Source organism: Paenibacillus sp. FSL H7-0943, assembly GCF_037963265.1.
Taxonomy (GTDB): Bacteria; Bacillota; Bacilli; order Paenibacillales; family Paenibacillaceae; genus Paenibacillus_AQ; species Paenibacillus_AQ odorifer.
Genome location: NZ_CP150148.1, coordinates 685295 through 699496, shown reverse-complemented (window position 1 = coordinate 699496; position 14202 = coordinate 685295). Strand labels below are relative to the sequence as shown.

The following is a 14202-nucleotide window of genomic DNA, read 5'->3' as shown; positions in this document are numbered from 1 at the left end:
TCGGACCCAGATGACCCTATACGCTCGATTATCCGACTTTTGGCGTGCGATCGGACTCCATAGACCCTATTGGCATGAAAAACATACTAAAGGTTCCCGTTTTGGTCGAATAGCTGCATTGGGGTCCGAAACTACGACAAACTGGCTGTAAATTCGCAAATAGCGTCCCCTGAGTCCGCACGTCTCAGGGGACGCTTAGAATTCGGCGCTATCGGACCCAGATGACCCTATACGCTCGATTATCCGACTTTTGGCGTGCGATCGGACTCCATAGACCCTATTGGCATGAAAAACACTCTACAGGAGCCCATTTTTGCCGAATAGCTGCACTGGGGTCCGAAACTCTGCCAAAAAGGCTTTAAATGGGCAAATAGCGTCTTCTGAGTCCGGAAGCCTCAGGGAATATCTAATTATCAACCCGAGATTACTTGTGTACGAGTTATGAGATACTTGGGTTCGTGGGTTCGTGGGTTCGTGAGTTCATTAACTCGTGGGTTCGTGGGTTCGTTGGCTCGTTGGCTTGTAGGTTCGCGGTGGATTCTCTACCCTCCCGTCCTTCCATCCTCCCGCCCCTCCGTCCCTCTGCCTATCTAGACCCGGGGTTCAAACGCTCGAGCCTCAGCATTACGAGTTACTGAGGATTCCAAAGAAACGTATATTCACTGAAGCTCACCAAACCAACGCAAGGTAGGGGAGCCGTTAGCCATTAGCTAGCCGTCAGTTAGCTGTTGATTACCCATCAGTTAGCCGTTAATTACCCATCAGTCAGCCGTCAGTCACTCATCAGTTACCCATCAGTCACTCATCAATTACCCTCAGTTACCAATCAGGCTGTCAGTTACCCATCGTTTCCTGCCACTTACCCACAATAGGCTAGTCCCTCCCCAAAACAGCAAAGCAGCGATCCTCCAGTAACGGAGAGATCGCTGCTTTGCTGTTTAACAAGGTATGTCTCAGCCAGCGAATTAAGGAATCATCATGCCCATTTCACTAGCCGCTTCCTTCAGTACCGCGGCATATTCCACTAGCGTATCTCGGGATAGGCGACTAACTGGGCCTGACAGCGATAACGCCGCGATCACATTTCCACTGCGGCCCGTAACAGGCACCGCCACCGCGGCCGCGCCGGGCTCGCGTTCCTCGAAACTAGTGGCATATCCGAGCCGGATAATGTCATTAAGCTGCTCTTGATAGACATCCTTCTCAACATAGTTCGGCCATCCCGAACTCTCCAGCAATTCTTTCAGCACCTCTGGAGGAGCATAGGCTGCCAGCACTTTACTTGATGCGCCCACAGATAAAGGCAATCTCGCACCGATCTGCGCCACTCGCCGGATGGCCTGCTGACTCTGAACCGCCTGAATCCGCACACGTTCTATGCCGTCGCGTAAGTATAAACTAACGGTCTCCCCTAACCGATCCCGCAGCCGTTCCATTGACGGCAATAATACCGCGGCCGACTCATCAAAAGCAGGCAAATGCGTAGACAATTCCCAAATTCGTATACCCAAACTGTATTTCTCAGTGGCCGGATTACGAATGAGGAAGCCCTTTTCCTCCAAGGTTGCCAGCAGCCGATGGACGGTACTTTTATGTAAATCAATCTTTGAAGCGATCTCCGTCAACCCTAAATCTCTGTCCTGCGTAAAACAAAGCAATATATCAAGCGCACGTTCTACCGCACGCACTGTAAGCTTTCGGTCCTCCATGACAATCTCCCCCTCGTGTTTCATCAAATGAAACTCGGTTACATTATAACTAACTCTATCTTAGTGCAAAACTCTATGGAAAGTCCAGTATATTCACTCCGCCGGAGTTGTGCCAAAAATGTGCCGGAAAAGGTTGGGCCGCACTTTACAGTTACATTACAAAAGCGTCTAATTCATTGACTTTGTAAGGGCTTTTTCATACGATTAACATATTAAATTATCTACTGATGCTTTAGAATCATTTTTACAAATTCTTCTAGGCACTAGTACTCACATCATTCTTAGGAGGGGACCATATGGATCTGGCAACTCGCCAAACCGGCACAACCGTCTCCCGTCGACCTAAACTACCTAAACAAGGCAGTTCGTCCCGGCTATCGCTGCGGATGATTCGTGTGAAGCATATTATCGTTGCACTGCTATTATCTATTTTTTTCTTCTTAGCCTTCTGCTTTGTCTCACTTCATGGCTATATCGCCTGGGTATTATCTAATCCAACGGTCGCACCTCTGTATTCCAATCCCATGCAGGCCAAAGGTCTCGCATACGAGGATGTGACGTTTCCAGCTAAAGATGGAAGTCGGATGATGAGCGGCTGGTATATTCCCTCCGAAGGGGCTACCAAAACTATCGTGTTCAGCCATGGCTATGGCGCCAACCGGGAAGAATCTTGGGTACCTATGTACGATCTCGCTCACTATGCACACAGTCTTAATTTCAATGTCGTGATGTTTGATTACGGCTTTGCTGCCCAAGGCAACAAGGATATTGCAACCGGAGGTAAAAAAGAGTCCCAGCAGCTTCTAGGCGCTATTGATTTTGCTAAGGAACGTGGAGCTGAGGAGTTAGTGGTATGGGGCTTCTCCATGGGAGCTGGCACAGCACTGCAAACAGGATTAGTATCAGAGGACATTGACGCGATGATTCTGGACAGCACCTTTTTGTTAGAACCAGATACGCTGTATCATAATATTAAGCAAAATATTGATCTGCCCCGCCAGCCTTCCCTGGCGATTATGGAAATGCTGTTCCCAGTTCTGAACGGTACGGGGCTGAATCAAATTCCTTATGCGAAGGTCAAATCCGAAGATTATCCTTTCCCTATTCTACTCATGCATGGAACCGAAGATGATAAAGCTCCTTATCCTATTGCCGAAAAGCTGGCCGCGAACCAAAGCAATCCGTTCTCAGATTCCTGGGTCGTAGAGGGCAGCCATCATGAATTGCTGTTCCGTGAGCACCCGCGTGAGTATTTGCGGCGAGTCTCTGCTTTCTTAGGAAATGTTCAACTAGCCAAAACCTACAATGGCAACCAGCCGGCGATGGCAAGTAACTAGTTAAGCACTACAATCCGCCTCTGTCCCCTGATGGGTCAGTTGCTTCAACCATTTACCACGGCGAAAACGCACGTAACCTATAACCAATCGAACAGCCTCTTCCAGGGACAGAAAGAAGTATACCCAGGGAAGAGGCTGTTTCCATCCCCATGACAACAGTAGCCCTAGAGGCACCCCAAGCAACCAAGTTGTGGAGGCTTCCATAATAAAGACGAATTTACTATCGCCACCACTCTGCAGGATCCCTCCCGCAATCATCATATTGCCCACCTTTATCCATAAAAAAAGAGCAAAAAAGCAGATAACGGAAGTGGCCATTCGGCGTTCTTCCAATGTTAAGTTAAAGGCTGAGACGTAGAGCGGGGCAAGAACAGCAATAAGCACACCAAGCAGCAATGAAATCCCTACTCCTATTCGAACAAAAAAACGAGCATACTGAAAAGCACCTGCATTATTATTCTCTCCCAGCTTATGTCCGACCATAATGCCAGCTGCACCAGAAAGCCCTGCCAGAAGTCCAATCGTCAACCCCTGCAGCGGAAAGGTCACTGTCATAGCGGTCATCTCTGCTGTGCCCATACGGCTATATATAACGGAATAACATGCCTCCCCTAAGACCCAAACCAATTCCGTTAAAACAATAGGCGCTATCGTTCTTAAAAAGGGTATGCACAGCGTTTTCGAAAACAAACTTAGTTCCTTAATTCCTCCGGCACCCGGCAGCTTTCCACGATATACGGCTCCGACAATCAAGGCACTTTCGACTATACGTGAGATTAACGTTGCATATGCCGCACCTGCAAGTCCAAGCGCTGGAAATCCCCAATGCCCAAAAATAAGCGCATAGTTTAAAATAATATTCATTCCTACAGCAGCTATGCTAACAATCATTGGATACTTTACATGTCCTGAACTTCGTAGAACCGCCGAATAGAGCATCGTCAACATCGTTGGAATATAACTGAGGGCAACGATTTTCAGAAAAATGTACCCATTCTCCAACACTTCTTTATCCGTTGTAAAAATAGACAGGCATAGCCGAGGGTTGAAAAAAACAAATATCGTAAATGAACCCGACAAGATCAGGCCAATTCCAAGACTTAATCCCAGTAGTGGTGTGACGCTCTTTCGGTCTTTACTCCCCCAATATTGAGCCGCGTATATAGCAAGACCCGTAGCAAGACCCGCCAGCACCACTGAAATCACGCTATAGATTTTACTAGCCATCCCAACCGAAGCGATTGCTACACCCCCAAGCTGCCCTACCATCAATTGATCTACTAAATACAGCACCGCCATGACTAGACTTTGGAGGGATATCGGTACCGCTAATTTTAACAGCTGATTATAAAATTGCTTCTTCTCAAGCTTGTTCATACCCTCATCTCATTTCTCAAAGTTTTTCTGCTACCCCATAGGATTTCATTAATCGGTCCACACGACAAAAAAAAGGTACACCCTCCTTTTCGCGAGGTTGTACCTTTCGGTATCATTGCCTTTATTTTCCTGTATTATTTCACCATATCAAACAGTTGTCAACGATATTATTATCGCGTTCTTATGCTCTTCATAAGCTATCATGAGCACACATATAATGGACTGATGAAGACATATCACGGGAGGTTTTCTTGGAATGTTATATGTATACGGGCCGATGCTGCCAGTACGTATTTTAGAAGAAATCGTATTCTGGAAAACACAAGAGAAAGAGCATACCGAGGTTATCAAAGCAATCGTACCTAACCTGGAGGAACCCTATGTTAAACTGCTGGATGAATGGGCAGTGGTCTTCGGTGCCACAGAGATGGCCGCTCAGCAGTTATTGAATTCTGCCCTCTCTGCTTCTCCACCAAGTCAGGCTGAACTCACTGCGGAAACAGAAAAGCTGCTGCATATCTCCTGTACCCAATCCCAAGAATTTGTTCGACAGCTTTTTGCCATTATGGAAAGTAGCGCAGCCGTCAAAGCCGTCCCCCTTGCAACCACTGTGATCCTGCATATTATTCGCGAATCAGAGTATTTCCTTGCCGTACTGCACACTCTGAGCTCGCCCGGACAGCTCACGCAAATTATGAGAGATTATACAGCAGCCGACTATGTCGTAAGAACAGAAGAGGACAATGTCACGCGGAATGAGGGACTTATTCCTTCTACAGATACTATCCTTGATATTCGTGAAATGAGTGCTGTGCCAATTGGCGGACATACGCTGCCTCCATTGCCTTATGCTTATAATGCGCTGGAACCATACATCGATGAGAAAACCATGCGGATTCATCACGATAAACACCATCAAAGTTATGTAGATGGACTAAATAAAGCAGAGAACAAGCTAGCTGAGGCTCGCAAGAAAGGAGATTTCGATCTCGTTAAGCATTGGGAGCGGGAGCTAGCCTTTAATGGGGCAGGCCACTATCTCCATACAATATTCTGGAACGTAATGTCTCCACAAGGTGGCGGGCGTCCAACTGGAGCCTTACTGGAAGCCATTGAACAAAGCTTCGGCAGCTATGACAGCTTCAAGAAACAGTTCACAGAAGCTGCGAATAAGGTTGAAGGTGGCGGCTGGGCTATTCTCGTCTGGAGTCCACGCAGTCATAGACTGGAGATTTTGACTGCGGAGAAACATCAGAACCTGTCACAATGGGACGTGGTTCCGTTACTGGCTCTGGATGTATGGGAGCATGCCTATTACCTTAAACATCAGAATAATCGGGCCGATTATATTGAGGATTGGTGGAAGGTCGTTAACTGGCCTTACGTCTCAGAACGTTATGCTGCTGCCAGTAAACTGGCCTGGAAGCCTTTTTGATATTATTTCAATTCACAGTGAACATCACTCTTATTCCCACACCCTGACCAAAAAGGACCCATCATTCACATTACGTGAACGATGGGTCCTTCCAATTTCGAGGTATGCACCCCGATATTTATTCCTTAATCAAGCTTAGAAACTCCGCACGAGCGGCGGCATCCTCACGGAAGACCCCTCTAGTAGCCATAGTTACCGTTTTGCTGCCTGGCTTCTTCACTCCGCGTGCACACATACACAGATGTTCTCCCTCCACAACAACCATAACACCGTGGGGGCCTAGCACCTCCGTCATAATATCAGCAATTTGCGCCGTAATGCGTTCTTGAACCTGTAGACGCCGGCTTACTGCTTCAACAAGCCGAGCTAATTTGCTGAGTCCAGCAATACGTCCGCTCGGAATGTATCCTATATGCACTTTACCAAAGAAAGGAGCCATGTGGTGTTCACATTGGCTGTAATAGACGATATCCTTAACAATCACTAGCTCTTCATGAGACTCATCAAAAGTAACGCCGAGCGCCTCGCGGGGATCTATCGAATAACCGCCGAATATCTCCTCGTACATCCGCGTAACACGTGCCGGTGTTTCCAGCAGTCCCTCGCGGCCGGTATCTTCACCGATTAATTCTAATATTTTCTCAACGTGATACTCGATTTGCTCACGGTTCTCTGCAACTTTACCGTTCACATATTCCTTGATGTTCCCCATGATGTCTCCCCCTTCCGCACCCGTATACATGTTATCCGGACCCGGTTACTTACTTCTACGTTTATTCCCTTTAGCTGCTCCTGGGCGCGCACCTGGCTGTCCCTGAGTCTTCATCATTTGCTGGGCACGCTGCATTTGCTTCCCGTTCAGGTTATAACCCATTTGCTTTGCAACCTTTTGCAGCATTTCAGGATCATTCTGCATGTTTGTCATTTGTTTGCGCAGATAATATACACCGATGAAAAAACCACCGATGAGACCTACGACCAATGTAATAATAGGTAATGCGATACTCATCTAAAGCCCACCTCTACACTCTATTGTCTGCATCGCCATATGGCACGCGAATCTATCATAGCATTTCAGGAACTGGACAGCAATTGGCAATATGCAACCTGTCTATGAACTTTTTCCTCCATTAATATCGCTGTCCTCTCGTGCCTTCTTCCCAGTAAGGAGCACATCCTGCGCCCGGCTTAGCATTTCCCTCACCGTGCTATCCTCCTCGCGCTCTAAACCCGCTTCTACAGCCGCTAGAGCCTCATCACCGCCAATACGTCCAAGCGCCCAAGCAGCAGTGCCCCGCATCTCTGGCCGCGGCTCTTTCAGAACAATCTCTGATAGCTTTGGCACAGCCCCGGCTTCCTTAAAATTGCCTAGGGCAATGATCGCATTTCGCTGCATCGGCTTTTTGCCTCTCCAGGCTGCTGAGCTATTGCCGAATTTCTCTTTGAACTCACGATTGCTAAGATCAAGGATCGGCAGCAGCAGCGGCTTCACAATTTCAGGATCAGGTTGCATCTGAGGGCGATGATTCCAGTTCTTACCTCTATTCTTGGGACATACAATCTGGCAAGTATCACAGCCGTATAGACGATTGCCGATCTTGGTCATATACTCCTCGCTGAGGAACCCTTTAGTCTGCGTCAAAAAAGAAATACAAGCCTGTGCGTTAAGCTGACCCGGACCCACCAGCGCTCCGGTCGGACAAGCATCAATACACTTGGTACACTCCCCGCAGCCTTCTTCAACAGGTTCATCCGGAGCAAAAGGAATGTTCGTAACCATTTCCCCAAGATAAATCCAAGATCCCCATTTGGGCGAGATGATAGAACAGTTTTTGCCGCTGAAGCCTATTCCCGCTCTTTCCGCTACCGCTCTATCTACTAGAACACCAGTGTCCACCATACTTTCCAGCACAGCCTCTGGTACACGCTCGTGAATAAATTCCTCTAGCTTACTTAAGGCTTCCCTCAGTACATGGTGATAATCCCTGCCCCAAGATGCCCGGGCGAGGATGCCTCTACGTGCACCCGGCTCAGATTTAGGAGGGTTCTCCATTTTAGAAGGGTAAGCCACTGCAATCGAAATAATAGATAACGGTTTGTCTCCAGAAGACAATGCTGGAACTGTCCTTTTATCCAGATCGGGTTCCTCGAAGCCAGATTCATATCCTTTGTCCCGGTGGTCTTGCAGTATATTTTTTAAATATAAAAAAGGTTCTGCTGTTGTAAACCCGATATCATCAATACCGAGTGATGTCGCAGCCTCCTGAATCTCTGCTTTAAGCTGTGCCCACTTGGAAGGCGGGGGAGCATACGATGACTGAAATGTATTGGTCATTTCCGCCTTCTCCTTTCATATCTTCGCTGACTTTCTTATAATCTATTCAGTTTTGACAGAGGCCACCATATATAATCAGCCCTGCCGACAATCATATCCTGTGAAATAGAGCCGAAGTAACGGCTGTCCTTGCTGGCTGAAGCATGACGGTTATCGCCCATTACAAAATAATTGCCACTTTCCACGGTTAACGCTGCAAAATCCGGATCTTCAATCTCAGTATCGATATAGGGCTCATTCACTATTTTTCCATTCACGTATAACTGATGATTCCGTACCTCTATGATATCTCCAGGTATGCCAATCACTCGCTTCACTAAATACTCCTTATGACTAGGTCCGGTACTTGGATCATGAAGAATGACAACATCACCATGTTTTGGATTTACGAAGAGCAATGAAATTTTATTAATGAAGAGCCTCTCACCCTCCCAGAGCGTTGGCTGCATAGACTGACCTTTAACCGTTGATATATTGAACACAAAAACATTAAGAACAGACATCACAGCAAAAACAATCACAGCTGTAAGCAGCCAATCCTTCATTTCCGAGACCAAACGACCGCCCAGGGTAGTCTTGGATCTGGAGGATCTATGTCTTTGTTTCCTATTTCTCGTGTAATCTACTTGGGGCTCCTGATTCAATATGTCACCTCTGTTCTCAATAATTGAAGTCTATACTTGCAGATATTATAACAATAAAAAAGCATATCTCCCAGCCATTAGCAATGGACTTCTGGAAAATACGCTCGAGTATGAATGAAACAGACTATATCGTCAGCTATAGTTCTTTTTTCTAGAAAATGTTTCCGCTTTCGCAGCTGAGTGATCAAAATTACCCAACAATGCTCAGCTTCCGGACAGATTTAAAGATTTGATTCTCGCTATATCCCATAGCTTCATACAATGGCAAAGCAAAAGAATTATGCTCATCGACGGCTACATAGATACCACTGACTTTACGAGCTTGAAACCTGGATTCCATAGCTGATACCAGACTTCTACCGACTCCTCTGCGGCGATAATCAGGATGTACAGCAATCCGGAAATAACAACCGTGGTTTTTCTCAATTGTACCAATCAGTGCTCCAACAATTTCTTCTTCATCTTCCGCAACTACAATGAGATCTGAATCCCAAGAAAGCTGCCTGGAGAAAGGCTCGATAGTGTTCTCGAAACACTCTTCCGATAATGCGGTTTGCAGCAAATCAGTCACAGGGCTAACGTCGCTTAATTGAAAGGAACGAACGTGCATTCTTTAAAATCTCCCTTGTCTATGGCTTATGAATTTAACAAAAAGAAGGGGTTCCCTTAACATAGAGAAAATAAAAAAAAGCATCAAATATCGAGGAATACCTGCTTTTAAATCTATTAAAGCACACTTTTCTCGTGATATCATCATTTTTCTTTTGAAAGCGCTTAATATCAAGCGTTTACATTTCGGATGGGGTTCATTTCTTCATTAAAAGGGTATTAATAAGGATATATGTCTATAGGTTAGGGACTATTTATTTTAACATTCTAAATACAATTGTAAAACCCTTTCCCTCTCCAATTATACTTTATAAACATTTATGTTTGTTTAGTGTTGCATTATTGGTCTAGATACGGTTTAATTAAAGTATCCTATTGGGCGAAACCCTATAGTACATATTTACAATAAAGGATTTTGACGTTAGTTCGCCAGAATTCTTTATCTATAACAAAATTCTAATATAACTCAGGAGGGATTTTTCCATGGCATTTCAATTACCGGCACTTCCTTATCCGAACAACGCACTCGAACCACACATCGACGCATTGACGATGGAAATTCACCATGACAGACACCATAACACATATGTAACTAATCTGAATGCAGCTTTGGAAAAAGCACCTGAATTGCAAAGCAAAAGCATTGAAGAGCTTCTTACAGATCTGAACGCTGTACCTGAAGCTATCCGTACTGCTGTTCGCAACAATGGTGGCGGACACGCTAACCACACTTTGTTCTGGGAAGTTATCGGACCAAACGGCGGCGGCGCACCAACTGGCGCATTGGCTGAAGCTATCGATAAAGAACTGGGCGGATTCGAAAAATTCAAAGAAGATTTCGCAGCAGCAGCAACTACTCGTTTCGGCAGCGGCTGGGCTTGGCTAGTTGTTAAAGATGGCAAACTGGCAGTAACAAGCACACCTAACCAAGACAACCCAATCAGCGAAGGCGCTACTCCAATCCTCGGACTGGATGTATGGGAGCACGCTTACTACCTGAACTACCAAAACAAACGCCCTGATTACATCAAAGCGTTCTGGAACGTAGTAAACTGGGAAGAAGTTGGCAAACGTTACGAAAGCGCAAAATAAGAAATTCCATTTGGCTTATGCCATTTAACTAAAAAAGAAGGTATCTCAGAGCCGAATAGGCTAAGGGATACCTTCTTTGTTTAGGTTGGAGATATAGAGAGATAAAGATAAAGACAGAGATTGACTGATTGATTGATTGATTCAGATCCTCCCAGACACCGCATTTCACGCCGCTTGCGTCGCTTAAATGGATGCAACTGGATCGGTATAGATCGAAATAGATCGGTATAGATGAGAATAAATCGGAATAAATCGCAATAAATCTATACTCGGCTTACGAGAATCTGCGTTTGGAGTCGCTGAGCAATAGATTAGGGAATAACTCCCTAAAATTCTGCGATATACTCCATAAACACGAGTAATTAGGGAAATACTCCCTAAAAATCATCCGTTTTGGGCATAAAACCGATATTTTCCTAATTATTAGGGAGGTTTTCCCTAAAATGATCAATTACAAGCCAAATCGACCTATTTTTAGGGAAAAATTCCCTAATTAAGTCTTTACCACTCTCGTAGCCATAGAACACCAGAAGAATTTAGTTGGAACAAGACTGAACTAATCTGAAACAAATAAACAAATATTTGCTACGAAGAGACTGAAGCATACGACCCTACTTAGGCGCATACGACCATACTTAGGTGCATATGACCCTATTTAGGCGCATATGACCATACTTAGGTGCATTTGACCCTACTTAGGCGCATACGACCCTACTTAGGCGCGTACGACCATGCTTTGGTGCATACGACCATGCTTTGGTGCATACGACCATGCTTTGGTGCATACGACCATGCTTTGGTGCATACATCATACTCACGTTTTGTACATTTAGCACTTTAGCAACGCAACACGGCGAATCTTCTACTTCTCTAGCTTCGCCCGCTCTTCCTGCTCATCAAAATAAAGGTTCAGTAGCTTCAGAAAAACGTTAGGGAACGCATAGTTAGCCATGTCTTCGCGGCTGATCCAGCGCACTGCTCCGCCATCCTCTGGACTAGCGGTCCCGTCCTCAAATCTCTCGATAGGCATGCTGCTGTCGATCCCCGAGAATAAGTCCGCATCCGCGTTGTACACCGCCCGTCCTTCTGCCGCTATCGGCAGCGGAAGGGCGTCCTCTTCGCTGCAGCGGTACACCTGCAGCGTCCACACGATATGGCTGAAGATATGCTCAGCAGCCATCCAGTGCTTCTCAGGCCGGGCAGAGATCCCGGCCTCCCGCAGTGACCGGCGCAGCCGGTCCAGCGCCGCCGCTTCCGGCAGCCGCGCGCCTTTGGCGCCGCCTTCCACAGGCGGTGCCGGCCAGTGCGGCAGCTCCCACATGCGGGCTAACAGCCCGCTTTGTGGCCGCTGCCGGATGAGCACTTGGCCCGCGTGGGCACCGCGGCCCTCAATCAAAGCCGCCAGCCGCTCCTCAGGGCGCGGCGGCTTGGCCTTGGTCTTGACGGGCAGCGAGGTCTCGCAGCCCGCCAGGCGCGCGGCGCAATGCTCCATCACCGGGCAGGTTAAGCAGCGCGGTGATTTAGGAGTGCATACGAGCGCCCCGAGCTCCATCAGCGCCTGATTAAAAGATGCCGCTTCCCCCTCCGGGATCAGTTCAGCTGCCAGGCGCTCCATCTTTACGCGGGTGGGTCCCTTGGCGATATCATCCTCTATCAGGAAGTATCGGGACAACACCCGCATCACATTGCCGTCGACCGCTGGCTCCGGCCGATTGAACGCAATGCTAAGGATAGCCCCTGCCGTATAAGGTCCCACTCCCTTTAAACTGAAGACGGCCTCGCGATCATTGGGCACCTGCCCGCCATACAGCTCTTTGACCTGTTTGGCCGCATGCTGTATATTGCGAGCACGAGAATAATAACCTAAGCCTTCCCAGCACTTAAGCACGTCCTCTTCTGGTGCATCGGCGAGCGACTCCACGGTAGGAAACCTTTCGATAAACCGATTGAAATACGGGATTACCGTATCCACCCTTGTCTGCTGCAGCATTATTTCAGAAATCCAAATATAATAAGGATTGCGGTGCCGACGCCAAGGCAAATCCCGTTTCTGCCCTTGATACCACTCCAGCAAATGATAGCTGAAATATTGCTTAGCCTCCCGCAGCTCCTGTTCGTCTTGAACTTGTAGATCTTGTTGTGTCATTATAACGCTCCTTGCCCTTCTATAATCAGGGTTCAATTTATGAACCTGGCCCTTCCACGACAGCAAAAGCCGAAGCCAAATCACGGCCATGTGTTATCGTAAGATGAATGGTGTACCTCTGTCCATTTGGCAGATCTAGTCTGCTCCAAGCTTCACACGATAAAGTTACCTCTGGTTTTCCTTTAGCATCAGGCAATATCTCAATATCCTGAAACCCAACTACATTGCCGATGCCACAGCCTAAAGCCTTCACAACTGCTTCCTTGGCAGCAAAACGCCCGGCTACGAACTCAGCCAACCTCCCGCTTCGCTCTTCAGCAAGTTGATATTCTTGCTCTGTTAAGACGCGCTGGTTAAATTTCTTACCCAGTCCTCTATTTATTACCTCTGAGATTCGTTCAATTTCTAACACATCATGTCCGATTCCGTAAATCAACACTTCACGCTCCTTATGGACGTGTATCCCATTTTGCTTCAATAATGGTATGATCAATCATATGAAGTATTATTAAAAGTAATAGTCCTGCAAGATTCTTTCTGCTATCTTAAAAGAAAATGCGCTCTAAGTCTAATAAGACTATCCAGCGACTTCACGATAGACTAGCTGATTTACTTCATTTTTATATATGGAGAGGGGATTACCCTATGAATCATCGTAATTTTGAAATACCTGCCGGAGACGGAGCTGTTCTCCGCTGCTCACACTTCCCAGCCCAAGGCAAAGCCAAAAGCGTTATAGTTATAGCCCATGGCTACAAAGGTTTTAAAGATTGGGGAATGTTTCCTTACATAGCCACAACTCTCAGCCAAGAGCATGAAGTAATTACTTTTAACTTCTCTCATGCTGGCATCGGGGAAGATCTGCTGCATTTCACTGAGCTTGAGAAGTTCGCCCGCAACACCTATCGCCGCAGCTTAAAGGACATGGAAATCCTGTTGTCCTATCTTAGCCAACACCCGAAATTCGGCAGCCTGCCCTTATTCCTTCTCGGCCACAGTCTCGGAGGGGGAATTTGTTTGGTCTACACGCTTGATCATCCCAATGAGATCAGCGGAGTAATCTCCTGGAACGGGGTTACGAAACTCGATTTGCTGACGGAAGAACAAAAGCAGCAGATGAAGGAAACAGGAAGAACCTATGTCCTTAATGGACGTACTGGCCAACAAATGCCGCTGGATGCTGTAATTTTAGAAGACATGGAGAACAACAAAGAACGCTATAACATCCTTGAACGCATACAGAAAGCGTCCTTCCCAGTTGTCCTTATTCAAGGCAGTCAAGATGGAGTACATCTCCGCCAAGGATCTGAGCATCTCATTAAACTTCGGCCAGATATTAGCTGGGTGCAGGTTCCTGAGGGTAATCATACGTTCAACACTGTGCACCCTTTTGCTGGCACGACTCCGCAATTAGAGCTCGCGATTGCTGCGACAACTAATTTTATCGATCAGACACTTACGCTTACAGAATAATTATTCTTCTTAGTCTATCCAGCTATCCAACTCACAAAAACCGCC

General features: G+C 46.7%; 12 protein-coding genes and 1 pseudogene. 4 read left to right on the top strand and 9 right to left on the bottom strand.

The annotated features are described in order from the left end of the window. Positions 1–965: 965 nt before the first annotated feature. Positions 966–1709, bottom strand: a complete 744-nt coding sequence (locus NSQ55_RS03095) for an IclR family transcriptional regulator (RefSeq protein ID WP_076305673.1) — start codon at positions 1707–1709, stop codon at positions 966–968. A 296-nt stretch (positions 1710–2005) separates the two neighbouring features. Here NSQ55_RS03095 and NSQ55_RS03090 point away from each other — a divergent pair, with 296 nt between their 5' ends. Next, complete coding sequence (locus NSQ55_RS03090) at positions 2006–3046, top strand: alpha/beta hydrolase (protein ID WP_139329954.1); 1041 nt, start codon at positions 2006–2008, stop codon at positions 3044–3046. Here NSQ55_RS03090 and NSQ55_RS03085 read toward each other — a convergent pair whose 3' ends face one another. Further along, positions 3047–4423, bottom strand: a complete 1377-nt coding sequence (locus tag NSQ55_RS03085) for an MATE family efflux transporter (RefSeq protein ID WP_339171118.1) — start codon at positions 4421–4423, stop codon at positions 3047–3049. Positions 4424–4679: 256 nt separating this feature from the next. Here NSQ55_RS03085 and NSQ55_RS03080 point away from each other — a divergent pair, with 256 nt between their 5' ends. Beyond that, the gene (locus NSQ55_RS03080) at positions 4680–5858 is read left to right on the top strand and encodes a Fe-Mn family superoxide dismutase (protein WP_076138416.1); all 1179 of its coding nucleotides are present in this window, start codon (positions 4680–4682) and stop codon (positions 5856–5858) included. A 118-nt stretch (positions 5859–5976) separates the two neighbouring features. Here the strand turns inward: NSQ55_RS03080 and folE are convergent, their stop codons facing one another. The 5 genes and pseudogenes from folE to NSQ55_RS03055 all read right to left on the bottom strand — a co-directional run bounded on the left by folE (position 5977) and on the right by NSQ55_RS03055 (position 9447). Next, positions 5977–6570 (bottom strand): GTP cyclohydrolase I FolE, encoded by a 594-nt coding sequence (folE, locus tag NSQ55_RS03075; protein ID WP_036676830.1) that lies wholly within the window; start codon positions 6568–6570, stop codon positions 5977–5979. A 45-nt stretch (positions 6571–6615) separates the two neighbouring features. After that, positions 6616–6867: a YneF family protein gene (locus tag NSQ55_RS03070; protein ID WP_036676828.1), complete on the bottom strand. Its 252-nt coding sequence runs from the start codon at positions 6865–6867 to the stop codon at positions 6616–6618. A 171-nt stretch (positions 6868–7038) separates the two neighbouring features. Next, positions 7039–8193, bottom strand: a pseudogene (gene queG, locus NSQ55_RS03065) (tRNA epoxyqueuosine(34) reductase QueG); the annotation flags it as partial. A gap of 35 nt (positions 8194–8228) precedes the next feature. Next, on the bottom strand, positions 8229–8837 hold the full coding sequence (gene lepB / locus NSQ55_RS03060) for a signal peptidase I (RefSeq protein ID WP_076101394.1): 609 nt from the start codon (positions 8835–8837) through the stop codon (positions 8229–8231). A 190-nt stretch (positions 8838–9027) separates the two neighbouring features. Then, entirely contained in the window at positions 9028–9447 is a 420-nt protein-coding gene (locus NSQ55_RS03055; RefSeq protein WP_036676822.1) for a GNAT family N-acetyltransferase, read from the bottom strand. A gap of 482 nt (positions 9448–9929) precedes the next feature. Here NSQ55_RS03055 and NSQ55_RS03050 point away from each other — a divergent pair, with 482 nt between their 5' ends. Beyond that, positions 9930–10538, top strand: coding sequence for a superoxide dismutase (locus tag NSQ55_RS03050; RefSeq protein ID WP_036676820.1), 609 nt, complete (start codon positions 9930–9932; stop codon positions 10536–10538). An 862-nt stretch (positions 10539–11400) separates the two neighbouring features. Here the strand turns inward: NSQ55_RS03050 and mutY are convergent. Both mutY and acpS read right to left on the bottom strand, forming a co-directional pair. Next, entirely contained in the window at positions 11401–12684 is a 1284-nt protein-coding gene (mutY, locus tag NSQ55_RS03045) for an A/G-specific adenine glycosylase (RefSeq protein ID WP_076124396.1), read from the bottom strand. Between the two features lie 37 nt (positions 12685–12721). Further along, positions 12722–13120 (bottom strand): holo-ACP synthase, encoded by a 399-nt coding sequence (gene acpS / locus NSQ55_RS03040; RefSeq protein WP_076124398.1) that lies wholly within the window; start codon positions 13118–13120, stop codon positions 12722–12724. 209 nt (positions 13121–13329) lie between these two features. Here acpS and NSQ55_RS03035 point away from each other — a divergent pair, with 209 nt between their 5' ends. After that, positions 13330–14157 carry an alpha/beta fold hydrolase gene (locus NSQ55_RS03035; protein ID WP_036676817.1) on the top strand — a complete coding sequence of 276 codons (828 nt, stop codon included), beginning with the start codon at positions 13330–13332 and terminating at the stop codon, positions 14155–14157. Positions 14158–14202 lie beyond the last annotated feature (45 nt).